The organism is Mesorhizobium sp. M8A.F.Ca.ET.161.01.1.1 (assembly GCF_004792105.1).
In the GTDB taxonomy this organism is placed as follows: domain Bacteria; phylum Pseudomonadota; class Alphaproteobacteria; order Rhizobiales; family Rhizobiaceae; genus Mesorhizobium.
Map to the genome: position 1 here is coordinate 1 of NZ_SRTD01000003.1, position 22,949 is coordinate 22,949.

Below are 22,949 nucleotides of genomic sequence, written 5' to 3' on the forward strand. Positions count from 1 at the left end.
CGCTCACGGAGATCGTTTGAAAGCGCTCGCGTCATCAGATGCTGGCCTCCAATCCAGCCAGCATCTTGAATCACAAACCAGCTGCTTTGGGAATCCTACGATTCTCTCAAAACAGGAACCGCTCTAGTGCACGTCTGCGGTCCGCATCGCCTCGACGCGGATATCCTCGGTCAGCCGCGCCTTCAACGCCGAGAATTCCGGACTGGTCTTCAACGTGTAATAGCGCGGATGCGGCAGGTCGATGACGACATCCGACTTGATGCGGCCGGGCCGCGCCGTCATCACGATCACGCGCGAAGCCATGAAGATCGCCTCCTCGATGTCGTGGGTGACGAACAGCACCGTCTTCTTGCGCCGTTCCCAGATGCCGAGCAGCAATTCCTGCATCAGCCCACGCGTCTGGTTGTCCAGCGCCCCGAACGGCTCGTCCAGCAACAGGATTTCCGGATCGTTGGCCAGCGCCCGGGCGATCGCCGTGCGCTGCTGCATGCCGCCGGAAAGCTGCTTCGGCCAATGGTTCTCGAACCCTTTCAGGCCGACGAGATCGACATAGGAGGCGACGATCCCGTCCCGCTCCTCTTCGGCCATGCCGCGTTCGCGCAAGCCAAAGGCGATATTTTCGGCGACCGTGAGCCAAGGAAACAGCGTGTAGGACTGGAAGACCATGCCGCGGTCCGGTCCCGGTCTCGTCACCGCCTTGCCGTCGAGCAGAACGCGGCCTTCGCTTGGCGCCTCCAGACCGGCGACGATCCTCAACAGCGTCGACTTTCCGCAACCCGACGGCCCCAGGATGGTGATGAAGTCATTGGCCGCGACCGCCAGGTCGACCGGCATCAGCGCCCTGACAGGTTCTCCGCCCCGCACGCCGGCAAAGGTGCGCGAAACACCCTCGATGAGAAGCTTGCTCACGCCAGGCTCCACGGAAAGAGCCAGCGGTTGAACGCCTTGAAAGCGAAGTCGGACAACAGCCCTATCAGGCCGATGACGATGATGCCGAAGATGATCTGCCCGGTCGCCAGCCGCGACTGGCTGTTGATGATCATATAGCCGATGCCCGACGACGAGCCGATCAGTTCGGCAACGATGACGTAGGTCCAGGCCCAGCCGAGCACCAGCCGCAGCGTCTCGGCGATTTCAGGCGCGTTGGCCGGCATGATGACCCGCCTGACGATGCCATTGTTGGTCGAGCCCAGCGTATAGGCCGCCTCGACCAGGTCGCGCCGCGTTGATCCGACCTTGACGGCGATGATCAGGATGATCTGGAACACCGAGCCGACGAAAATGACGAGCAGCTTTTCCAATTCGCCAATGCCGGCCCACAGGATGAGCAGCGGAATGAAGGCCGATGCCGGCAGATAACGGGCGAAGGAGACGAACGGCTCCAGAAATGCTTCCACCGGCTTCCAGGCGCCCATGGCGATGCCGAGCGGCACGGCGACGACCGAGGCCAGCACAAAGCCGCCGAAGACGCGCCAGATGGTGATCAGTATGTCGAGCCAGAAACGGTCCTCGACCAGCAGCCGCCAGCCATCCCGTAGCATCGACAACGGATCGGCGAGGAAGATGCGGTTGACGTGGCCGCCAAGCGTGATCCAGGCCCAGAAGACCACGAACAGCACGAAGAAGGAAATGCCGAGCACTGTTCGCAGGCCCGGCGAGACAGGATGCAAGGGGCGCATCTTCGTCCTTTGTCAGCAGGAAGGCGGCGGCGCTCTGCGCCGCCGCACGGTATCCAGGGGTTGAGCCGTCAATTCGCCACGGCGCTGGTGTCGGCCAGCGTGGCGACGTCGGGCGCCTCCTTGATCAGCCCCATCTGCAGCAGCAGGTCGCCGGCGGTCTTGGAAAAGTCCTGGAATTCCTTGGTGAAGAACTGCTTGTTGTCGGCCTTGTCGGCCCATTTCAGGTACTTCGCCGAATCCTCGAATTCCTTGGCCGACTGTTTCACGTCGGCGCCCATGATCTCGTAGGATTTCTGCGGATCTTTCTTGATCAGGTCGAGCGCATCGAAATAGCTGTCGGCAAGCGCCTTGGCGGCGTCGGGATTGGCCTTGAGGAATTCGGGCGTGCAGCCGACCGTGTCGAGAACCATCGGATAGTCGAGCGTGGTCGCCAGGATATGGCCCTGGTCGGCCTTGTCGCGCACGGCCGAGATGAAAGGCTCATAGGTAACAGCCGCGTCATTCTGGCCGGCGAGGAAGGCTTGTGCCGCCGCGTCAGGCTCGAGATTGACGACCGTCACGTCCTTGGTCGACATGCCGTTCTTGTTCAGCACCCAGGCCAGCATGAAATAGGGCGACGTTCCCGGCGCGGAGGACGCTACGTTCTTGCCCTTGAGATCGGCGACGGTCTTGATGTCGTTGCGCACCACGATGCCGTCGGCACCATAGGATTTGTCGAGCTGGAAAATCTGTTTGGTGGTCACCCCGCTGGCGTTCCAGACCAGCCAGGTCTCGACCGTGGTGGCGGCGCATTGCAGGTCGCCGCTGGCGATGGCAAGCGGCCGGCTGGCCTGTGGCACCTTCTTCAAGGTCACGTCGAGGCCGTGTTTCTCGAACAGCCCTGCCTGCTTGGCGAGTGTCAGCGGCGCGAAGCCGGTCCAGCCGCTGATGCCGATGGTGAGTGACGTGGCGGCCATCACCGGTGCGGATAAGCCCGCGGCAAGCGTCAATGTCGCGGCAAATACGGTTATCCTGTTCATATCAGTTCCCCTTTGTTTTTCTGGGGGAAATTGTTCACAGAGGCCGATGGGCTTGTCAATCAACAGGAACGTGTTCGCGCGGAAAGCAGCCGACAACCCGGTTTGGGATTGCCCTACCGGCTGTCGGGCATCCAGTTGCGGTTGCGCCACATTTTCTCGCCGATCTGGCAGTCGGCGGCGGGCTTGTCCTGCGCCAGCACCACCGGCGGGTGATCCGCCTCCTCCGCCGCCCATTGCGGTGACGCCGGGCCGGCAAGCTCCAGCACCAGCTTGCGGCGGATGGCTTCGGGAAATTGCGTCCAGTCGTTGACCGGGATCATGAAGGCGCCGGCGCCGCCGATGACGCAGTCGCTGTAGTAGCGGTCGAGATCGTTGACGTCATAGACGCCGGAAAAGCCGCCTCGGGTCATCAGCGGCAGGCCGTTGATGACGATGCCTTGCCTGACCACCCCGTCGCGGACGAGATTGACCGGCGCGCCCTGGTTGTTTGGCCCGTCACCCGAAATGTCGATGACGCGCTTGGTTCCCTGGTAGCCGCTTTCGGCGAAAAGGTCGCTGCCGAACTCCAGCGCGCCGGAGATCGAGGTGCGCCGCGCGCTGTTGGGCGGCTGGGCCGACAATTGCGCCACCACCCGCTCCGCGTCGGCCCGGGTCGCGATCACCGTCCACGGCACGATGACGCGTTGCCAGCTGGTGCCGGCCCATTCGACATAGGTGACGGCGATCTTGCCATAGGCGCCATCGGCGATCGCCTGCAGCACATTGTCATGCGTCAGCGCCGCCGCGTAACCATGGCGCTGAATCTCCAGCTCCTCCGCCGACATCGACAGCGAAACGTCCACCGCCAGCACCAGCTCGACATCGACCGGCTCGTCCGCGCGGGACGTTGGCGCCAGCCAGAGCACCAACGCCAGTGCAGCAGAGGCGGAAAGCAGATGTCTTGCGCAGGGCAAACCAGACATTGCGCAAGGGTAAGCGAGAATCGTCCACCGAAAAAGAGAAAAGCCCGGCCGTGGCCGGGCTGATCCAATCTATGCGAGCCCTACCGCTGGGCGATCAGCTCCGCGGCTTCAGATTTTCCGGGTCGTAAAGCGGCCTGTAACCGACGCCGACGACTTCGACCGGATAGGTCTCGCCGAAATACTCGACCATGAGCTTGCGGCCCTCCTGCGCATAGGCCCAGGGCAGATAGGCGAGCGCGATGTTCTTGCCGATCGTCGGGCCGTAGGCGACCGATGTGGTGAAGGAGCGACGGCCGAGTTCGTCGACCAGCGTTTCTCCGCTCTCCGGGTCAATCACCGGCATGATGCCGACGGGATAACGGGCAACACCCCTGGAATCCGTATTCTCGGTCATCACCAGCGTGCACAGCATGGCCGGCTGATGCGCGCGTTCGCGGTATTCGACATGCTTGGCCTTGCCGCAGAAATCGTTCTCCTTGACCTTCGGACGGGCGAGATCGGCCTCCAGCAGATTGTACTCGGTCAAGAGGTCGGCATTCTGCAACCGCAGGCTCTTTTCCATGCGGCGGGTGTTGGCATAGGTCTCGACACCGAACGGCATGACGCCGGTCGAGCGCAGCGCGTCCCAGACGGCGAGGCCATCCTCGTAGCGCATATGCAGTTCCCAGCCTTGCTCGCCGACATAGGATATGCGGAACGCGGTGACATCCTTGCCACCGATGCGGACCGGCTTGATGGCCGCGAATGGAAAATTCTCCGGTGAAAGCCCATCCGGGTTCTCGACCACCTTTTGCAAGGTGGTGCGGGCGTTCGGCCCCCAGATGCCGATGGTGACGTACTTCTCGGTCACATCGGTGATGGTGACATCGAACCCTTTGTCCTGAGCCGTGCGGCGCATGTACTGGAAGTCGCGCGGCCCGGCATCGGCGCCGTCGATCAGCCGGCAGCGGTCGGCCATGCGGATCACGGTGAAGTCGGCGCGCACCATGCCTTCCTCATCGAGGAAGTGGGTGTAGATGCCCTTGCCGATGTTGTTGTCGCCGCCGATCTTGGCCGCGCACAGCCATTCCAGCAGTGCGACATGGTCGGGTCCCTCGATGTCATACATCGAGAAATGCGAGAGGTTGACGATGCCGCAATCCTCGCTCATCGCCAAATGCTCTGCGTTCGAGACGCGCCAGAAGTGGCGGTTGTCCCACTCGTTCTCGCGCACGGGCACCCGGTTGCCATACTTCTCGAGCAGATGCTCGTTGGCGGCGTAACCATGCGCGCGCTCCCAGCCGCCGAGCTCCATGAAATAGCCGCCGAGTTCCTTCTCGCGCTCCCAGAACGGCGAGCGCCTGATGTTGCGACCCTTGGAGAAGGGCTCGCGCGGATGCACCGCCGGATTGTAGACCTTCATCGCCGTCTCGGTGCAACGATCCCAGATGAACTGTTCCTTCGTCTGGTGCGGATAGAAGCGCGCATAGTCGATGGCGTGATGGTCGATCTCGGTGCGACCGTCGGTCATCCAGTCGGCAATCAGCTTGCCCATGCCGGGGCCATCCTTGACCCAGATGGCGACGGCGTACCAGAGACCCCTCACCTTCTGGCTCTCGCCCATCGACGGCCCGCCATCGGCAGTCACCTGCAACAGGCCGTTGAAGGAATGGCCTTCGTTGTAGCCGAGTTCGCCCAGAATCGGCGTCAGTTCCATGGCGCGTTCCAGCGGCGCCAGGATCTGCTCCATGTCGAGATCGCGCTGCGACGGCGACAGCCGTGCCTGGTCCTTCTCAAGGAGATCGCGCGGGTGGCAGAGGCGCGGATTGGTCTCTTCGTAATAGCCCCATTCGATCTGGCCGCCCTCGGCGGTCTTGGGGTCGCCGGTGTCGCGCATATAGGCCGAGTTGCCCTGGTCGCGCAGCAGTGGCCAGCCGATCTCCTTGCCGGTGCCGGCAAACTCGGTGTAGGGCCCGAAGAAGGTCAGCGGATGGTCGATCGGCATGACCGGCAGATCCTCGCCGACCATCTCGGCGATCAGCCGTCCCCAGATGCCGGCGCAGACGATGACATAGTCGGCCTCGATCGTGCCGCGGTCGGTCACCACGGCGCTGATGCGGCCGTCCTTGACGACAAGCGACTTCGCCGGCGTGTTGGCGAAGGATTTGAGCTTGCCGGACGCTTCCGCCTGGTCGACCAGCTTGCCGGCAACGGTCTGGGAGCGCGGGATGACGAGCCCGGCGTCCGGATCCCACAGGCCGCCCTGCACCAGATCCTCTTCGATCAGCGGGAATTTTTCCTTGATCTCGGCTGGTTCGATCAGCCGGGCGCGCGTGCCGAAGGCCTTGGCCGAAGCGATCTTGCGCTTAATCTCGTCCATGCGGCTGTCGTCGCCGACGCGGGCGACCTCGAGGCCGCCGACACGCGCGTAATGGCCCATCTTCTCGTAGAAATCGATCGAATAGAGCGTCGTCCAGCAGGACAGGAAATCGTGGCTGGTGGTGTAGCAGAAGTCCGACGCATGCGCGGTCGAGCCGATATCGGTCGGGATGCCCGACTTGTCGATGCCGACAATGTCGTCCCAGCCGCGTTCGATCAGATGATGAGCGATCGATGCACCGACAATGCCGCCGAGGCCAATGATGACGACCTTCGCCTTTTTCGGAAATTCTGCCATTGCCCGCGACTCCAAGTGCTGTTGCGGGCGGCGTCGGCGCCCGTTTGATCGGCGCACAATATGCAGGCGGCGGGCACTGCGCTACCGCCTGTTTGCGACACGCCACGGATGCGGCGCGACCCGTCGTGGCTCAGGAAAAACAGCTACCGTCAGGCAAACGCCCAGACGTCCTCGGCCTGGAAGCTGACCTGGTAGCCCGCCGTCTTCAGCTTGACCACGACCTGGCCGATTTCCGGGGCGGGCAGCGCACCGACCTCGATCTTGATCATGCCGGGACGGTAGCGTTTGAGGTCGAGTTGCTCGAACACGATCCAGTCGGCGCCTTCGCAATCGACGAGGAAGGCGTCGATATGGCTGACGCCGTTGCGGTCGAGCAATGTCTGCAAGGTCTCCGACGGCACCTCGATGTCTTTCAGATGCGGCGCGAACTTGTTGAAGTTGGCGTCGGCCTCGCCCCAGGCATTCTTGCCCGACATCAAATTGGTGTCGGTCACCGAGGAGCAACCGATGAACTCGATCGGCAGCGTGCCGGCCTCCAGGGCAGCGGCATCGAAAGTGCGGACGGTGATGGTGCCCTTGGTCTCGGTGACGGCAACCGGCTCGATGATGAAGCGGTCGGTATCGGGATAGTTGGCGCGTAGCCGCTTCTGATTGTACGGGATCGGCTCGACCAGCACGGCGCGGGCCCTTGGGATGCGGTGCAGCCAGGGCGTCACGTCATCGAACAGCGCGCCATCGCAGGCGCCGACATTGACCATCTGGAATGGCCGGCCGCCAACACCGAAATGCGCCCTCAGCGCCGCCTTGACCAGGAATTTGGTGCCGCGCAGTGACGGCCCGCGATCGAGCAGGCCGGCGGGAAGGCCAAGCGACAGGGCAATGCGCGCCAGGCTGGAAACCGAACTCATGATTTGTCTCCGGGAATGACGTGCAAGTCGGCGCGATGCTGGCCACGGGCGACCGCCGCCCACAGTTCCATGAAGAGCGGCGCCAGCAGCAGGAATGGCGGGATCAGATGCGGGAAATAAATGCGCGTATCGTGGATCGGAAAGACGGTGAATTTGGCTAGCGCGCCGAGCACCAGCGCCGCGAACAGGATACCGGCGCGGCGATCGAGCTTGAAGCCGGCACGGCTCGCCGCATACCAGCCGGCCAGCGCCAGCACCGAAACGCCGATCCAACTGTTCAGGTTGACGGCGCGCAGCAGCGACGTGGCGAACGCCCTGAGATAGGCGATGACCGAGAAGGCCGGCTCGAACCCGTCCATATTGTAATGCTGCTCGATGCTGGAGAACCACAGATGCGGCCACCAGCCGGGATGATGGGCCCAGTGTGAGATGGCGAAATAAGCGGCCAGCGAGGCGCCAAAGCCTGCCAATGCGCCCCATGCCCTCTGCCGGAACACGACCAGCAGCACTGCCAAAACGGCAAGGAAAACAATGTTGTCAGGCCGCACCATGAAGGCGAGGAAGAGCAGGATCGCCGTCGCCGCCTCGCGGCCTCTGACGTAGGCGTAGAGCCCGCCGAGCAGCAGCGCCGAGGTGAGCAGATCCGGCGTCGAGGCGCGCGCCGCATCGCCGAAATCGGCCATGATCAGCACCGCGCCGACCACCGGCGCCAGGGCCAATGCGTTTTGCGAACGCAGCCAGAGCAGCGTGATCGCGCCGAACAGCAGTGCCGAAAACACCTGCACCAGACGCATCGCCTCGACCGGTGACATCACCCCGCTCAGCGTCGACAGGATTTCGGCATAGAGGAACTTGATCCGGTACATGCCGAGCAGCGAATGGAAGTCGGCGGCGTTCTGCGCCATGTGGCTGCGGAAGCCGCCGCCATCGTCGGTCAGCGCCTTGTAGTCGCCGGCCGAGACACCCGATTTGACGGTGTCGTAGGTATAGTCATGCAGCGCTTGCGCATCGGGGTAGGTGCTCTCCTCCGATATGGCGAGATAGGGCAGCATGTCCCAGTTGGCGTCGGGCATCACCCAGGCCGTGAACGCCGTCAGAAGGATATAGAGCGCGAAAGCCGCGGCGCCGATCGGAGCCGCCAGCCGCGCATAAGTTCCCTCACCCCACGCCAGGCCGGCCTCGACGAGCCGGTCGAGTGGATTCTTTGCAGAGGGCGACTTGGTCAGCATGACAGTGTTCAGCGAACCTCGTTAACGGACTTGGCTTTTGACGAAATCCTTAACGATCGCCACGATGCCGCGCGACAAAAGGCTGTCGAAGGCGTCGACGAAGCGGTCGACATGCTCGCGCTGGCAGATCAGCGGCGGCTCCAGCCGGATGACGTTGCGGTTGTATTCGGTGAAGGCGACGAGCACGTCATAGTCGCGCAACAACAGCGCGCCGACGAAGCCGGACAGCGAGCCCTTCAGCTTGTCGTCGAGCACGCTGACGATGGGGCGCAGTACCATAGGCAAGGTCTGCGAGAAGTCGTGGAACTCCAGGCCAATCATGAAACCCTTGCCGCGCACGTCCTTGATGATCTTGGGGTATTTTTCCCTGAGCGCCTGCAGGCGCTGCAGCAGGTAATCGCCGGTAACGGCGGCATTGTCGATCAGCCCCTCGTCGTAGAGCACGTTGATGCCCTCGATCGCGGTGGCGCACGCCTCGCCCATGCCACCGAAGGTGGCCATGGCATGGATCATCGCCGTCTTCGGCGTGCCATAGGCCTTCATGTAGATTTCGCGGCGCGCAATCATCGCGCCGACCGCTGCCTTGCCGGCGCCAAGCGACTTGGCCAATGCCGTCACGTCAGGCACGACGCCGTAATGCTCGAAGGCATAGAAGCGGCCCGAGCGGCCATAGCCGCACTGGACTTCGTCGGCGACCCACAGCACGCCATACTGGTCGCACAGCGCCCGCAGCTTTTGCCAGTATTCAGTCGGCGCCTGGATGATGCCGCCGCCGCCCTGGATGGTTTCCAGCACGATGACGCCGACTTCCGGATCGGAGCGGAACAGGCGCTCCACGGCTTCGATATCGGCGAAGGGAATGCGCACCGTGTTGTCGGCCATCTTGAAGTCGGCGCGATAGAGCTGGCCGTCGGTGATGCCCAGCACACCCTTGGTCTTGCCGTGGAAGGAATTCTCGGCATAGACGATCTTCGGCCGCTTCGGACCGGCGGCGCGCTCGGCGAGCTTCACCGCCGCTTCCATCGCTTCCGAGCCGGACGAGCCGAGGAACACCATATCGAGATCGCCAGGCGAGCATTTGGCGATGTTGTGCGCCAACGCGGCCGCATATTGCGACATGAAGGCGATGGCGATTTCCTGCCGCTTTTCCTCCTGGAATTTTTTGCGGACTTCCAGAATGCGCGGATGGTTGTGGCCGAAGGCCAACGAACCGAAGCCGCCGAAGAAATCGAGGATCTTGCGGCCGTTCTGGTCGATGTAGAACATGCCCTCGGCACGCTCGATCTTGATCTTGTGGAAGCCGAGCAACTTCATGAAATGCAGCTGGCCCGGGTTGAGATGCGCCTTGAACAGGTCGGTCATCCCTGCGACATCCATCGCCTTGGCCTGCTCGACGCTGATCAGGTCGGGCTTGGCGATGGTGGCGGGCGACAGCGTCGGCGCGCTGACCAGGGTGCGCGTATTCGTCTGCTCCGGCTTGGCCATGACGGTCATTTCAATCTCCTGTCAGCGCTCCGACCAGCGTCGTGCGCAATAAGCTGTGTTGGCAGGCCGCTATTCGCCGGGCACATGTTTGGTGGCGACAGCGGGACCTGCCTTCTTGGCGCGGTATTCGCTGTAGGCGGCGATCAGCATGTCCTCGTCGCGGTATTGCGGCACCCAGCCGAGCTGGCGCTCGGCCTTGGATACGTCGAGCACGCATTCCTCGTCGGCGATCAGATATTGCTCGGGATCCATGATCGGCAGGTTGATGAGATCGAGCAGGTCGAGCGTGCGCTTGACCGCCCAGCCGGGCGTAGGCAGCAGGATCGACTTCGAGCCGGCATGCCGGATCAGGTCACCGAGCAATTTTCTCACCGGCGGCGGGTTGAGCGAGCCGAGATTATAGGCCTCGTTGGGCACACCGGCCTTCCAGGCCGCGCGTGCGGCCTCGGCGCAGTCGAACACCGAGATGAATTGATAAGGGTTGCGGCCCGAACCGATCATCGGCACCGGAAAACTCCAGTCGATCAGCTTGAACAGCTTTTCCAGGATGCCGAGCCGGCCGGGTCCGATGATCAGGCGCGGACGAAACAGCGAGATCGACATGCCGCGCCTGCGCCATTCGGCGGCCAGTTCCTCGGTCTTCTGCTTCGACCAGCCATATTCGCCGAGCGGCGCGACCGGATGCTCCTCGGTCATCGGCTGGGTGACCGTGTGGCCGTAGATCATGTCGGTCGTGTAGTGGACAAGCTTCGGCGCGCCAGCCTTGTCCATGGCCTGCATGATGTGCTCGGTACCGTGGACGTTGACCGGAAAGAAGAAATCGTGCCGCTTGGCACGCACCTGGATCGGCGACAGCATCTTGGCCGACAAATTGTAGACCATGTCGTCGGCTTTCAGCCCGACCGCGGCAACCGAGCCCGGGTCGGTGACGTCGCACTTGATGAAGCGGACATTGCGGTAATGCGCAAGGTCGCTCTTGGCGATGTCGACGACGACGACTTCCTCACCATCGGCCACAAGCTTCGGCGCAAGGTGGCGGCCGACGAAGCCGTCACCGCCGAAAATCACATGTCTCATCGAACGATCTCGTTTGCCTGTATCTTGTCGGAGGTGATGGACGCGCTCTGCTCCTCATGCCCTCGCCCACTTTGCGCGATCAGCACCGTGCCGACGCAGATGCAGGCGATGCCGGCGATGCGCCAGCCGTTGAGATCCTCGCGGAACACGAAATAGGCGAAGATCGCGACGGCGACGTAAGCCAGGCTGAGAAACGGATAGGCAAAGGAGAGTTCGACTTTGGAAAGCACATAGAGGTGCGAGACCATCGAAATGACGAAGGTGCACAGGCCAAGGAAGACCCAGGGGCTGAAGACGATCTGCAACAGCTTGATCAGCGGATTGGTGCCCTCGAACGAAATCGGTCCGAGCGACATCATGCCTTGCTTCAGCATAAGCTGCGCGGCGGCATTGGTCATGACCGTAAAGAGAATGAAGACGATATATTTCATTTCAACCCGCCACCCCCGCAATATCAGGTAATACAAACCTGAAAAGATTTCGTGAACTCACGAAACTGTTTTGAGTAAATCTTGCCGTTAAGCGCTCAGAAACCATGATTAATTCCAATTTTATCTATTCGGCCGCCTCGGCGCCGCGGCGCCTGTGGTCGATGCTCCCGGCCGTACGCGCCCAGAAATCGGACATGAAGGCGGGATCGCGCAACGCTTCCAGTCTCGGCCAGTCGGGGAACGAAGCGCTGAAGGTCGCAGCCGACATGCGTGCATCCTTGTAAGGGTTGACCGCCCCGCCGGCCGCGATGGTCATGCGGTCGAGCTCGCCGAGCAGGGCAAGCGTCGCCGCTCCCCTGTTGGGGAAGTCCAGCGTCAGCGTGTAGCCCGGCCTCGGGAACGACAGCAGTGCCGGCGAGCGGACTCCGCCGAAGCGCTTCAGGACGGTGAGGAAGGACCCCTGCCTGGCCTGCCGGGCAGCCGTCAGCAATGCCGGCACGATCGCGCGGGCGGCCTCTTCCGGGACCACGCTTTGATGCTGGAACAGCCCCTTCGGGCCATAGAGCCTGGCCCAGTCGCGCACACCGTCGAGCGGGAAGAAAAAGCTCTGGTATTCAACCTGGCGCGGCACAGTAGCCGGACCTTTTTTCCACCTGTAGGCGGCGTTGAACGCGGTCAGGAACGGCCGGCTGAGCACGTTGAAAGGCGGCTGGAACGGCACCGAGAATTTCCCGTTTGCACGCGCGGCCGCGTGCGAGCCATGCTCGGCGTGGTTGCCGGTAAACAGCAAGCCCCGTCCGCTGTCGCGGCCACCGGCAAGTTGGTCGATCCAGGCGACGGCATATTCATTGGCCTGGTCCGCAGCCTCGGCAAGGTCGAAATATTCGCCGAGATCGCGAAACCGCGCCGTCTTTTCGATGATGTCGAGCGAGGGAACCCGCATCAGCCGGATCGAGGCCGACAGGATCAGGCCGGTGAGGCCCATGCCGCCGATGGTCGCCCGAAACAGGCGCGGATTGTCAGTCGCCGAGCAGCGATAGCTGCGCCCGTCCGACCGCAGCAGGGTGAAGCTTTCCACATGGCAACCGAACGTGCCGCGCCGGTGATGGTTCTTGCCATGGACATCGTTGGCAATGGCGCCGCCGAGCGTGACGAATTGTGTGCCGGGGACCGCCGCCGGAAAGAAACCGTGAGGCGCGGCATGTGCAATGACATCCGCGAGCAGCACACCGGCATCCGCTTCGAGCAGACCGCTCTCGGCGTTGAAGCCGCGAATGCGGTTCAGGGGCCGCATGTCGATGACCGTACCGGCCTGGTTCTGGCAGGAATCGCCGTAGGACCGGCCATTGCCATAGGCAAGCAGCGATGCTTGCCTGGCCTGGCCGCCTTTCAGCAGTGCAATGGCGTCATCGGCATGGATCGCCCTTGCCGCAGGCGGCGTGGCAAGGCCAAAGCTCTGGAAGCGCTCGGCCATGCCTACCAGCCCCCGATGACCAGCAGCACGGCGCCGATCGCCACCACGATCTGGCTGCGCCAGTCGCGTATGATGAAGACGACCGGGTCGTCGTGCATTTCGTCGCGGCGCGCCAGGATCCAGACGCGCATGGTGAGGTAGAGCACGATCGGCGACAGCGGCCAGATCAGCCAGGGATGCGGATAAAGTTCGCGCACCGCGACGCTGTCCATGTAGAGCGCCAGCACCAGCGCCGAGGAGAAGGCCGAAGCCATGCCGGCCTGGGCGACGATCTCCTGGTCTTCGGTGCGATAGCCGCGGCCGGCAATGCGTTCGCCTGGCGGAATGGCGGTGGTGCGCAATTCGACGAAGCGCTTCACCAGCGCCAGCGACAGGAAGAAGAAGATCGAGAAGGCGAGCAGCCAGAACGAGACGTCGACGCCTGTGGCGGCCGCGCCCGCCAGCACACGGATCGTATAGAGCCCGGCAAGCGTCAGCACGTCGACCAGAAGCATGCGCTTGAACGACAGCGAATAGGCGGTCGTAACGACCATATAGCCACCGAGCACCCCGAGGAATTCGATCGGCAGAAGGCAGCCGGTGCCGACGCCGATCGCCAGCAGCACCGCGATCGCGCCAAGGCCGAACGGGATCGAGAGCGCGCCGCTGGCGAACGGCCTGTTGCGCTTGGTGACGTGCTTGCGGTCGAGCGCAAGGTCGAAGAAGTCGTTGAGGATATAGATCGCCGAGGCAACGGCGCTGAACGAGACGAACGCCAGCAGGCATTCCCAGATCATGTTGGAGTTGAAATATTCGTGCGACAGCATCATCGGCACGGCGATCAGCGAATTCTTCAGCCATTGGTGGACGCGCAGCATCTTGATGATGGTCGGCAATGTCGGCTTCGGAGCCGGCATCGTTTCGGCGCCATGCGCCGCCTGCCAGCGTGCGGCATGACGGTCCGGCGCCACCACGATCGCGCTGCGCGCCGCGTCGAAGACCTGGAGGTCATGGCGGCTGTTGCCGGCATAGTCGAAACCGGCATCGCCATAGGCTGCGAGGAGCGAGGCGCGCTTCTTGCCCGAAGTGAGATTGTCGAGGCCGTCGGTGGCCAGCACCCGGTCGAAGATGCCGAGATGGACGGCAATGGCATCGGCGAACTTGCGCGGCGTGCCGGTGGCCAGCACGAGCTTGCGGCCTTCGGCGTGCTCGGTGCGGAGCCGGTCGAGCAGCGGCGCCCGATAGGGCAGCGTGGCGGGGTCGATGTCCACGCGCTGGGCGATCGCCTGCTTCAGCCGCGCCGGTCCCCCGGCCGCCCAGAAAGGCACCAGGAAAAGATAGAGCGGGTTCTTCTTGAGGAGGATGAACAGTCCTTCCCACAACAGGTCGGTCGCGATCAGCGTGCCGTCGAGATCGACCGCAAGCGGTATTGCGTTCCTGTCCGACCGCGCGTCCATGCCCGTCCTGCCCTGCCAGCATATGATCCGGAAACCGGAACCCCTTGAGCGCCGTATTTCGGCGTCTTGGACAGTGGTATAGCGGGGGATCGCCTAGCGAACGTTAAAACGTACGGTTGCAGGCGGCTGCCGCGGCGGTATTTCAGGCGTCACTGTTAAGCAACAGCTACCGGAAACGATAAAAGGCCGGACAAATGCCCGGCCTTTCCAACCATGCCACGGAGATTACTTGATGCGGGCGACGCCGCCGGAAATCTCGATGGTTTCCGAACCGGTCAGGGCTTCGAGGTCACCGTTCGGCAAGGTGACGAAGCAGCCGTTCTGGCAGAACTCGACGGTTTCACCGCCGGCCAGGGCAAGCTCGGTCTTGCTGCCGCCCTCGGTCACGACCAGCGTGCGGGTCTCGGCGTCCTTGTTGACCGCGCTGGCGGCATGGGCCGAGCCGCTCACGGCGAGCAAAGCCACGGCAGCGACGAGAGACTTCCACATTTGCAGTATCGGTGTTCCCACCGCCTCTGTTGCATTTCACAAGGCATTTTCGCCGTTGCATGGGAGCTTATATGAGATGAAAGCTGAACCGCAACTGAATGCCGCATTCATGCCGCAATTGGCTTTGGCTTTTGCCCACCCCGTTAATCTGGCCGCCCGGCACGAAATGAGCCGAAAGGCAGCGACGGGCGCCGCCCGGCAGGCCGGATGCCGGGCCTAGTCCGGATCGGGCTTCTTGGACTTGCGCGGCTTCGGCAGCTTTTTCGACTCCGCCTCGGCTTGCGCCTTGGCCTCTTCCTGCTCCACGAAATCGGCCTCGATCTTGTCGTCATCGGTTGGCCAAGCCTGGTGCTTCTTGGCCTCGACGACCGCGCGCGGCGTGGAAGGGATTTCGATGTGCTGGTCGTCGAACTTCTCCAGCACGGTGAAGCGGACGTCGTTCTGCACGATGTTGCCGTTCATCACATCGGCCAGGAACACACGAATCTCGAATTCGAGCGCGGCGGGTCCGAAATTGGAAAACAGCACGAAAGGCTCGGGATTCTTCAACACCAGCGGATGGCTGCGCGCGATATCCAGCAGCACGGCGTGGACCTGCTTGACGTCGCTGCCATAGGCGACGCCGACCTTGATGTCGATGCGGCCGAGCTTGTTGCGGTGCGTCCAGTTGCCGACGGCGTTGTTGATCAGGTTGGAATTGGGCAGGATCACCGACTGCCGCTGGAAGGTCTCGATCTCCGTGGCGCGCACGCTGATCTTCTTGACCGTGCCGCTGACGTCGCCGGCCACGATCCAGTCGCCGACCTTGAACGGGCGCTCGGCCAAAAGGATCAGGCCGGAGACGAAATTAGACACCACATTCTGCAGGCCGAAACCGATACCGAGGGAGAGAGCACCGGCGACCAGCGCCAGGCTGGAGAGGTCGATGCCCGCGGCCGAGATGCCGACCAGTGCGGCGAGCGCTACGCCGGCATAGCCGACCGCCAGCCGGATCGAGTTGCGCACCCCGGTATCGACCTTGCCGCGCGCCATGACGGAGCCGTCGAGCCAGCCCTGGAACCAGCGCGTCAGGAAATAGCCGATGACGAAGACAACGATGCCCGACAGGATGCCGGTGACCGAAATCGTCACCGAACCGATATTGATGCCGGTAGCGAGCTTATATGCCCACGCCTCGATATCGCCGGGCTGGAAGCCCCACATCAAAAGGATCAGCGGCAGGAAAACCAGCACGATCATCAGGTTGATGGCGATGCTGACGACAAGGCCGAGCTGGTCGAGCGCGGTATCCTCGTAGCTGGAATTGGCCGACAGCCAGCGCCCGACCGAGGTGTTGGCGAAAGCGCCCTCCTCGCCGATCGCCTGCGCCGACAGGAAGCCGATATAGGCTGTTATCAGCGCGGTGCCGGTGACCACGACCTGCAGCGATACGAACAGCGCAAGGCCGATATAACCGAGCAGCGCCGCGATGATGGTGAAAAGCCCGAGCCCGAGCGAGGTGTAGCGCAGCCATGCCGGCCACGGGCGCCAGCTTCCGTCACGCGCCTTGAAGGGCCTCAGCATCGCCATCAGGATCAGGATGACGCCGACGATGATGGTGGCGACGAAACTGCGCGCGATGGTCAGCGACAGCGGCGACCCCATCTTGTCGTTCACGATCGACAGGAAGGTGTTGAAGCTGATGACCACGGCCATGGCGGTGGTCAGGCGGACCAGCCAGCGCGCCGGCCCGGTTTCGACGGGGATGAGACGCCAGTTGGGCAAACGCGGCTCGAGTGCCGCGTTGGTCAGCCGGTTGACGCAAAACACCACGCCGATGACGGTGGCCAACGCATTGAGGAAAAGCCCAATATCGCCGCGCAAGACGTTGTAATAGTTGAAAAAGAAGATAGTCGAGCCGAGAAACGCGGCAACCGCCAGCGTCGGCAGCAAGGTCGACCAGAAGGCCACCGAAAGACGGCTGAGATAGGATGGATCCTCATTGCTGGGGTCGGCCTCGAACACCCGCCCGAACAGGCGCCGCCCGCCGACCAGAAGCACCAGCGCCAGGCCGAGCGCCACGAAGGTTGCCGCCAGGATGGCCTGGAACTTGAACTTGATGGCGAAGCTCAGCCAGGACGACACAGCCTTGTAGAAATTGCCGAACTCGTCGCGCGCATCGGAAAACACCTGCGGACTCAAGGCGTCCGAGAGTACGTAGCGCTTGGTCAAAAGATTGCGGAACAGCGCGCTGCGCATGTTGCCGATCTTGTCGATCAGCCCGCTGATGCGGATCGACAGGTTCTGTGCGCTGGCGACGACCGCGTTGATCTCGGCCTTCTCCGACGCCAGCGCCTGGCGTTCGCCGGTCACTATGTCGGGCTCCTGCGGCTGGCCTGCCGCCGGCGGCGGGCCCAGCACCTCGATGCGATTGTTGATGTCGGTGAGGCGCGAACGGAATGCCAGCGCACTGGTGAGTGCCGACCGCGACAGATCCTCCAGTTGCAGACGGATATCCACGAGCGAGGCATCGTCCTCACCGTCCTGCTGTATTTTCTTCTCGAGATCATCGGTTTTGGCTGTCAGGCCCTGGATGACCTTCTGCTGATCGGTGACCAATCCGGCGGCGCCCTGGCCGAGCGCTTGCGCCATCGCCTCGAACGAAGGCGGCGCCGAAACGACAAGCGCGAGGATCAGGATGAGGCGAAGCAATCGAAAAAGCATGATCTGTTGGCGACTCACGGAGCGCAAAGGCAATTCAAAAAAGCCTGTCCTTGATAAAGACGGCCATATCATGGGGCAAGCCGTCGCATCGAGGCGTCGGCCAGTCGAAAGGCCATGGCGCAATATTGGCTTTGCCGATGCGGCCTGCTCTATAGTCTGCCGCATCGCCCGCAACGGACACCTTACACATGGCAGAGTACTCGGCCCTTTCGCTGCTCGCGAACGCGCTCAAGGGAAACAAGGACTGGAAGCCGGCCTGGCGCAAGCCGGATCCGAAGGCATCCTACGACGTCATCATCATCGGCGGCGGCGGTCACGGCCTGGCGACCGCTTACTATCTGGCCAAGGAACACGGCATCACCAATGTCGCGGTACTGGAGAAAGGCTGGCTGGGATCCGGCAATGTCGGCCGCAACACCACGGCCGTGCGCTCGAACTATCTGCTGCCGGCCAATACCCGCTTCTACGAGCATTCGATGAAGCTTTGGGAGGGCCTGTCGCACGAGCTCAATTACAACGTCATGTTCTCGCAGCGCGGCTGCCTGAACCTGGCGCACACGCCGGCTCAGTTCGACGACTACGCGAGGCGCGGCAACGCCATGCGCCATCTCGGCGTCGACGCGGAATTGATGACGCCAGCCGAGATCAAGCGCCTGATCCCGGCGCTCGATATCTCCAATGATGCACGCTTTCCCGTGGTTGGCGGCCTGATGCAGCGGCGCGCCGGCACCGCCCGGCACGATGCGGTTGCCTGGGGCTATGCGCGCGGCGCCGACCGCCGCGGCGTCGACATCATCGAGAATTGCGAGGTCACCGGCTTTCTGCGCGACGGCGACCGCATCACCGGCGTCACCACCTCGCGCGGCGATATCAGGGCCAAGAAAGTGGCGGTCGCGGTGGCCGGCAGCACCGGCCGCGTCATGCAACTGGCCGGCGTCGAGACGATGCCGATCGAAAGCCATGTGCTGCAGGCCTTCGTCACCGAATCGCTGAAACCTTTCATCGACACCGTCGTGACCTTCGGCATGGGCCATTTCTACATGTCGCAGTCCGACAAGGGCGGCCTTGTCTATGGCGGCGACATCGACGGCTACAACAGCTACGCCCAGCGCGGCAATCTGCCCATCGTCGACGAGGTGATGAGCGAGATGCTGGCGCTTTTCCCAGGCCTTGCCCGCGTGCGCATGCTGCGCTCCTGGGGCGGCGTCTGCGACATGTCGATGGATGGCTCGCCGATCATCACCATCGGCCCCCTGCCCGGCATGTATCTCAATTGCGGCTGGTGCTATGGCGGCTTTAAGGCGACGCCGGCTTCCGGCTGGTGCTTTGCCTGGACCATCGCCAAGGACCAGCCGCACGATTTCAACGCCCCTTTCACGCTCGACCGCTTTCATCGCGGCCTGGTGATCGACGACAAGGGTCAGGGCGCGAACCCGCGGCTTCATTAGGAACATTCCGTGCTGATCATTTGCCCCTACTGCGGCCCGCGCGACGTCATCGAGTTCACCTATCAGGGCGACGGCAACCGCGAACGCCCCGACCCCGCCTCGCAGAATTTCGAGGCCTGGAACGCCTATGTCTACGACCGGCTGAACCCGGCCGGCGACCACAACGAGATCTGGCAGCATTCCGGCGGCTGCCGGGCGCACCTGAGGGTTGTGCGCAACACGCTGACGCATGAGATTTCCAGTGTCGCCTTCGTGCGCGGCGATCACAGCTCGGCCGCGCGCCGCAAGGCGGAGGACAAGCCATGAGCCCGCGCCGCACCGACACCGGCGGCCGCATCGACCGGCTGAAGACGATCCGCTTCACTTTCGATGGCGTCGCCTATACCGGGCATGGCGGCGACACGCTGGCGTCCGCGCTGCTGGCCAATGGCGTCACACTGTTCGGACGTTCCTTCAAATACCATCGGCCGCGCGGCCTGCTGAGCGCAGGCGTCGAGGAGCCCAACGCGCTGGTAACGGTGCTGAAGGGCGAAGTGCGCGAGCCCAACATCCCGGCGACCATGGTCGAGATCCATGACGGGCTGATCGCCGTCAGCCAGAACCGTTTCCCCTCGCTCACCTGGGATATCCATGCCGTCAACCAGCTCGGCGGCAAGATCCTGTCGGCCGGCTTCTACTACAAGACCTTCATGGGTCCGGTTATCGGCCCGCTGAAAGGCACGCGCTTCTGGATGTTCTGCGAGCATTTCATCCGCCGCGCCGCCGGCCTTGGCAGCGCCGGATCGGCAAAGGACCCGGCCCGCTATGAACGCATGAACGCGTTTTGCGACGTGCTTGTGGTCGGCTCCGGCCCGGCCGGGCTGATGGCCGCCAAGGCTGCCGCCGATCAAGGCGCACGCGTTGTCCTGGCCGATCTCGAGCCGCGTTTCGGCGGTTCGGGCAACTGGTCGGGCGAAACCATCGATGGCGCACCGGCGGCTGAATGGGTGCGGCGCACCGTCGCCCAGCTCGAGGCCCGCGACAATGTCCGGCTTCTGCCGCGCACCACGGTCTGGGGTTACTACGACAACAACACGCTTGCCGCGCTCGAGCGGGTCAGCGACCACAAGGCGCAGCCCGCCAAGGGTGAGCCGCGCCATCGCTACTGGGCGATCCGCGCCCGTTCCGTGGTGCTGGCCACCGGCGCCTTCGAAAGGCCACTGGTGTTTCCCGGCAATGACCGGCCCGGCGTGATGCTGGCGCACGCGGCGCAGCGCTACGCCAGCGAATTCGGCGTGCTGCCGGGGCAGCGGGTCGTGGTGTTCACCAACAATGACAGCGCCTACCGGTCGGCGCTGGCGCTGAAGCAGGCTGGTGCTGCGATCGTTGCCATCGTCGACGTGCGCCCGCAACCGTCCGCCGAGATGAGCTCCCTGGCCGGCGAAGCCGAGGCGGAATTGCTATCCGGTCATGCGGTGGTCGCCACGGAAGGTGGCAAGGCCTTGTCCGGCCTCAAGGTCCAGCGGTTCGACATGGTCGCCGGTGCGCTGAGCGGCGATGCGCGCAGCGTCCATGCCGATTGCCTGCTGATGTCGGGCGGCTGGTCGCCGACCATCCATCTGGCCAGCCAGGCCGGCGCCAAAGCGGAATGGAACGCCGCCCGGCAGGCCTTCCTGCCGCCCAAGCCGACACAAAACTGGATTGGCGCCGGCGCCTTCACCGGCAGCTTTTCGACGGTCGAGGCGATCGCCGAAGGCCGCGCCGCAGGCCTTGCCGCGGCCGGAGGAACAGGCACGCCGGCTGCGCTGCCCACTGTCGAGGCAACTCCCGGAGATCCAGATCCCGCCCCTGTGTTCGAAATCAAGGGCAGCGGCAAGAGCTTTGTCGACTTCCAGCACGACGTCACGGCGGAGGATGTCCGCCTGGCGCATCGCGAAGGCTTCGTCTCTGTCGAGCACCTGAAGCGCTACACCACGCTCGGCATGGCCACCGACCAGGGCAAGAGCTCCAACATCCCCGGCCTTGCCATCATGGCGGAAGCGCTCGGCAAGCCGATCCCGGAAGTCGGCACGACCCGCTTCCGGCCGCCCTTCGCGCCGGTGTCGATCGGCTCGCTGGCAGCCGAACGTTTCGGTGACCTCAAGCCCGAGCGGCTTACGCCGATGCATGACTGGCACCTCGCCAATGGCGCGACCATGTATTCGGCCGGCCTCTGGTACCGGCCGATGATCTACGGGCTTTCAGGCGAGACTGTCGAACAGGCCTATGTGCGAGAAGCCAAGGCGACGCGCGAAAGTGCGGGCATGGTCGATGTCTCGACACTGGGCAAGATCGCCGTGCAAGGCCCCGACGCGGCCGCGTTCCTGGACCGCGTCTACACCAACATGTTCTCGACGCTCGCCGTCGGCAAGGCACGCTACGGGCTGATGCTGCGCGAGGACGGCTTTGCCTTCGACGACGGCACCACCTGGCGGCTGGGCGAACAGGATTTCCTGATGACCACCACCACGGCCAATGCCGGCAAGGTGATGCAGCATCTGGAATATTTCCTCGACGTGATCTGGCCGGAACTCAAGGTCCATGTCACCTCGGTGACCGACGAATGGGCGGGAGCCGCGATAGGCGGCCCCAAAGCGAGGCAGATTCTCGCGGCCTGTGTCACCGGCACGGCTGTCGACAATGCGACGCTGCCCTTCATGGGCATCGTGCACGGCGAGATATCAGGTGTGCCGGTAATGATTTGCCGGCTATCCTTCTCCGGCGAAATGGCCTTCGAAGTCTATTCCGGCGCCGGCCACGGCACCCATGTCTGGGAAGCCTTGGTCGAGGCCGGCAAGCCGTTCGGGCTGGTGACCTACGGGCTCGAGGCGCTGGGCACGATGCGCATCGAGAAGGGTCATGTCACCGGCGCCGAGATCGATGGCCGCACCACGGCGCGCGACCTGCATCTCGACTGGATGCTGTCGAAGAAGAAGCCGTTCATCGGCTCCGCGATGATGGACCGGGAAGGCCTCGTCGCGTCCGAGCGGCTGGAACTGGTCGGCCTGATCGCGCTCGACAACCGGCCGCTCAATGGCGGCGCGCATATTGTCGAGGAAGTCGACGAAGCCAATCCGCACGGCTCGATCGGGCACATCACCGCCTGCTGTTATTCGCCGGCGCTCGGCAAGCATATCGCGCTGGCGCTGGTCAAGGGCGGCAAGGCCAGGCATGGCACGCGTGCCCATGTCTCCGACCCCTTGCGCAACCGCTTCGGACCCGTGGAGATCGTCTCCAACCACTTCTACGATCCGGAAGGGACCCGCATGCATGGCTGAGCGTCAATCGCCCCTCGAACCGGAATTCCATGTCGGCTCGCACGGCAATTTCGAACATGGCGTCGAGATCCTGCTCACCGAAACCAGGCCGGGCTCGATCGTGCAACTCGCGGCATGGCCTGGCGAAGAGAAGAAACTGATGGCAGCGATCCGCGCCGTCAGCGGGCTCGCTCTGCCGGACGGCGCCGGCGGCGGCTTGAGCGACGGCGCGAAGTCGGTGTTCGGTTTCGCACCGGGAAAATTCACCGTGACCGATGAGGCCGAAGGATTGGCCGCGGCCTTCGCCAAGGCGGTGACGCCGGCCATCGGCACGGTGACGGACCTGTCGCATGGCCGCACCGCCATCCGCATTGCCGGGCCGAAAGCCGAATGGGTGCTGTCGAAATTCTTTGCCATCGACTTCGTTCTGCCCGCCTTTCCGGTCGGCGCCGGCCGCTCGACAACGCATCACGATGTCTTCGCCCAGATCCAGCGCACCGGCACCGACCAGTTCGACATCTATGTCTTCCGCTCTTTCGCCCGCTCGTTCTGGAAGGCGCTCTGCCATGCCAGCGAGGAAGTCGGCTACGAGGTGCAGTAGGCAGTGCGGCCGGATGTGCCCATTGCCGCTGCTTCTGGCCTCAATACCGGCCAGTTCTGCCGCTAGAGAATCCTGCC

19 protein-coding genes are annotated in these 22,949 nt (G+C 63.5%); 5 read left to right on the plus strand and 14 right to left on the minus strand.

All coding sequences use genetic code 11. From position 1 onward, the window contains the following. Nucleotides 1-123 precede the first annotated feature (123 nt). The 13 genes from EN804_RS08665 to EN804_RS08725 all read right to left on the minus strand — a co-directional run bounded on the left by EN804_RS08665 (nucleotide 124) and on the right by EN804_RS08725 (nucleotide 14,845). On the minus strand, nucleotides 124-909 hold the full coding sequence (locus EN804_RS08665) for an ABC transporter ATP-binding protein (protein ID WP_135919187.1): 786 nt from the start codon (nucleotides 907-909) through the stop codon (nucleotides 124-126). Further along, nucleotides 906-1,679, minus strand: coding sequence for an ABC transporter permease (locus EN804_RS08670; RefSeq protein WP_135919188.1), 774 nt, complete (start codon nucleotides 1,677-1,679; stop codon nucleotides 906-908). The genes EN804_RS08665 and EN804_RS08670 overlap by 4 nt, the downstream gene beginning before the upstream one ends. A gap of 68 nt (nucleotides 1,680-1,747) precedes the next feature. After that, nucleotides 1,748-2,698, minus strand: a complete 951-nt coding sequence (locus EN804_RS08675) for an ABC transporter substrate-binding protein (protein ID WP_127279860.1) — start codon at nucleotides 2,696-2,698, stop codon at nucleotides 1,748-1,750. 113 nt (nucleotides 2,699-2,811) lie between these two features. After that, entirely contained in the window at nucleotides 2,812-3,660 is an 849-nt protein-coding gene (locus EN804_RS08680; protein WP_189524474.1) for a DUF1194 domain-containing protein, read from the minus strand. Between the two features lie 94 nt (nucleotides 3,661-3,754). Beyond that, on the minus strand, nucleotides 3,755-6,316 hold the full coding sequence (locus tag EN804_RS08685; RefSeq protein WP_135919190.1) for an FAD-dependent oxidoreductase: 2,562 nt from the start codon (nucleotides 6,314-6,316) through the stop codon (nucleotides 3,755-3,757). A gap of 149 nt (nucleotides 6,317-6,465) precedes the next feature. Then, the gene (locus tag EN804_RS08690; protein ID WP_135919191.1) at nucleotides 6,466-7,224 is read right to left on the minus strand and encodes an FkbM family methyltransferase; all 759 of its coding nucleotides are present in this window, start codon (nucleotides 7,222-7,224) and stop codon (nucleotides 6,466-6,468) included. Further along, the gene (locus EN804_RS08695) at nucleotides 7,221-8,453 is read right to left on the minus strand and encodes a hypothetical protein (RefSeq protein ID WP_135919192.1); all 1,233 of its coding nucleotides are present in this window, start codon (nucleotides 8,451-8,453) and stop codon (nucleotides 7,221-7,223) included. Before EN804_RS08695 ends, EN804_RS08690 begins: the two co-directional genes overlap by 4 nt. A 21-nt stretch (nucleotides 8,454-8,474) precedes the next feature. Continuing rightward, the gene (locus EN804_RS08700) at nucleotides 8,475-9,938 is read right to left on the minus strand and encodes an aspartate aminotransferase family protein (RefSeq protein WP_189522139.1); all 1,464 of its coding nucleotides are present in this window, start codon (nucleotides 9,936-9,938) and stop codon (nucleotides 8,475-8,477) included. Nucleotides 9,939-10,007: 69 nt separating this feature from the next. Further along, nucleotides 10,008-11,015 carry an NAD(P)-dependent oxidoreductase gene (locus EN804_RS08705; protein WP_127277685.1) on the minus strand — a complete coding sequence of 336 codons (1,008 nt, stop codon included), beginning with the start codon at nucleotides 11,013-11,015 and terminating at the stop codon, nucleotides 10,008-10,010. Next, nucleotides 11,012-11,446, minus strand: a complete 435-nt coding sequence (locus EN804_RS08710; protein ID WP_127277684.1) for an EamA family transporter — start codon at nucleotides 11,444-11,446, stop codon at nucleotides 11,012-11,014. Before EN804_RS08710 ends, EN804_RS08705 begins: the two co-directional genes overlap by 4 nt. Nucleotides 11,447-11,570: 124 nt before the next feature. Further along, a complete protein-coding gene (locus tag EN804_RS08715) occupies nucleotides 11,571-12,920 on the minus strand; it encodes an FAD-binding oxidoreductase (RefSeq protein WP_135919193.1) in 1,350 nt (449 codons plus the stop codon). A gap of 2 nt (nucleotides 12,921-12,922) precedes the next feature. Continuing rightward, the gene (locus tag EN804_RS08720; protein ID WP_135919194.1) at nucleotides 12,923-14,356 is read right to left on the minus strand and encodes a UbiA family prenyltransferase; all 1,434 of its coding nucleotides are present in this window, start codon (nucleotides 14,354-14,356) and stop codon (nucleotides 12,923-12,925) included. 225 nt (nucleotides 14,357-14,581) lie between these two features. After that, nucleotides 14,582-14,845 (minus strand): hypothetical protein, encoded by a 264-nt coding sequence (locus EN804_RS08725; RefSeq protein ID WP_127277681.1) that lies wholly within the window; start codon nucleotides 14,843-14,845, stop codon nucleotides 14,582-14,584. A gap of 76 nt (nucleotides 14,846-14,921) precedes the next feature. Here EN804_RS08725 and EN804_RS37180 point away from each other — a divergent pair, with 76 nt between their 5' ends. Beyond that, complete coding sequence (locus EN804_RS37180) at nucleotides 14,922-15,065, plus strand: hypothetical protein (RefSeq protein ID WP_167531377.1); 144 nt, start codon at nucleotides 14,922-14,924, stop codon at nucleotides 15,063-15,065. Here the strand turns inward: EN804_RS37180 and EN804_RS08730 are convergent. Then, the gene (locus EN804_RS08730) at nucleotides 15,062-17,548 is read right to left on the minus strand and encodes a mechanosensitive ion channel family protein (RefSeq protein WP_135919195.1); all 2,487 of its coding nucleotides are present in this window, start codon (nucleotides 17,546-17,548) and stop codon (nucleotides 15,062-15,064) included. The two genes, EN804_RS37180 and EN804_RS08730, sit on opposite strands and share 4 nt — an antisense overlap. 188 nt (nucleotides 17,549-17,736) lie before the next feature. Between EN804_RS08730 and EN804_RS08735 the strand changes: the two genes are divergently transcribed. The 4 genes from EN804_RS08735 to EN804_RS08750 are packed head-to-tail and all read left to right on the plus strand — an operon-like array spanning nucleotide 17,737 to nucleotide 22,872. Beyond that, nucleotides 17,737-18,996, plus strand: coding sequence for a sarcosine oxidase subunit beta (locus EN804_RS08735; protein WP_135880628.1), 1,260 nt, complete (start codon nucleotides 17,737-17,739; stop codon nucleotides 18,994-18,996). Nucleotides 18,997-19,005: 9 nt separating this feature from the next. Then, a complete protein-coding gene (locus EN804_RS08740) occupies nucleotides 19,006-19,302 on the plus strand; it encodes a sarcosine oxidase subunit delta (protein WP_135919196.1) in 297 nt (98 codons plus the stop codon). Further along, nucleotides 19,299-22,292, plus strand: a complete 2,994-nt coding sequence (locus tag EN804_RS08745; protein ID WP_135919197.1) for a sarcosine oxidase subunit alpha — start codon at nucleotides 19,299-19,301, stop codon at nucleotides 22,290-22,292. The genes EN804_RS08740 and EN804_RS08745 overlap by 4 nt, the downstream gene beginning before the upstream one ends. Further along, nucleotides 22,285-22,872 (plus strand): sarcosine oxidase subunit gamma, encoded by a 588-nt coding sequence (locus tag EN804_RS08750; protein ID WP_135866646.1) that lies wholly within the window; start codon nucleotides 22,285-22,287, stop codon nucleotides 22,870-22,872. Before EN804_RS08745 ends, EN804_RS08750 begins: the two co-directional genes overlap by 8 nt. Nucleotides 22,873-22,949: the final 77 nt, after the last annotated feature.

Coding starts and splice junctions, on each gene's coding strand:
- EN804_RS08670 (WP_135919188.1), bottom strand. CDS start 1,679: ATGCGCCCCTTGCATCCTGTCTCGCCGGGCCTGCGAACAGTGCTCGGC.
- EN804_RS08675 (WP_127279860.1), bottom strand. CDS start 2,698: ATGAACAGGATAACCGTATTTGCCGCGACATTGACGCTTGCCGCGGGC.
- EN804_RS08680 (WP_189524474.1), bottom strand. CDS start 3,660: ATGTCTGGTTTGCCCTGCGCAAGACATCTGCTTTCCGCCTCTGCTGCA.
- EN804_RS08685 (WP_135919190.1), bottom strand. CDS start 6,316: ATGGCAGAATTTCCGAAAAAGGCGAAGGTCGTCATCATTGGCCTCGGC.
- EN804_RS08690 (WP_135919191.1), bottom strand. CDS start 7,224: ATGAGTTCGGTTTCCAGCCTGGCGCGCATTGCCCTGTCGCTTGGCCTT.
- EN804_RS08695 (WP_135919192.1), bottom strand. CDS start 8,453: ATGCTGACCAAGTCGCCCTCTGCAAAGAATCCACTCGACCGGCTCGTC.
- EN804_RS08700 (WP_189522139.1), bottom strand. CDS start 9,938: ATGGCCAAGCCGGAGCAGACGAATACGCGCACCCTGGTCAGCGCGCCG.
- EN804_RS08705 (WP_127277685.1), bottom strand. CDS start 11,015: ATGAGACATGTGATTTTCGGCGGTGACGGCTTCGTCGGCCGCCACCTT.
- EN804_RS08710 (WP_127277684.1), bottom strand. CDS start 11,446: ATGAAATATATCGTCTTCATTCTCTTTACGGTCATGACCAATGCCGCC.
- EN804_RS08715 (WP_135919193.1), bottom strand. CDS start 12,920: ATGGCCGAGCGCTTCCAGAGCTTTGGCCTTGCCACGCCGCCTGCGGCA.
- EN804_RS08720 (WP_135919194.1), bottom strand. CDS start 14,356: ATGGACGCGCGGTCGGACAGGAACGCAATACCGCTTGCGGTCGATCTC.
- EN804_RS08725 (WP_127277681.1), bottom strand. CDS start 14,845: ATGTGGAAGTCTCTCGTCGCTGCCGTGGCTTTGCTCGCCGTGAGCGGC.
- EN804_RS37180 (WP_167531377.1), top strand. CDS start 14,922: ATGAAAGCTGAACCGCAACTGAATGCCGCATTCATGCCGCAATTGGCT.
- EN804_RS08730 (WP_135919195.1), bottom strand. CDS start 17,548: ATGCTTTTTCGATTGCTTCGCCTCATCCTGATCCTCGCGCTTGTCGTT.
- EN804_RS08735 (WP_135880628.1), top strand. CDS start 17,737: ATGGCAGAGTACTCGGCCCTTTCGCTGCTCGCGAACGCGCTCAAGGGA.
- EN804_RS08745 (WP_135919197.1), top strand. CDS start 19,299: ATGAGCCCGCGCCGCACCGACACCGGCGGCCGCATCGACCGGCTGAAG.
- EN804_RS08750 (WP_135866646.1), top strand. CDS start 22,285: ATGGCTGAGCGTCAATCGCCCCTCGAACCGGAATTCCATGTCGGCTCG.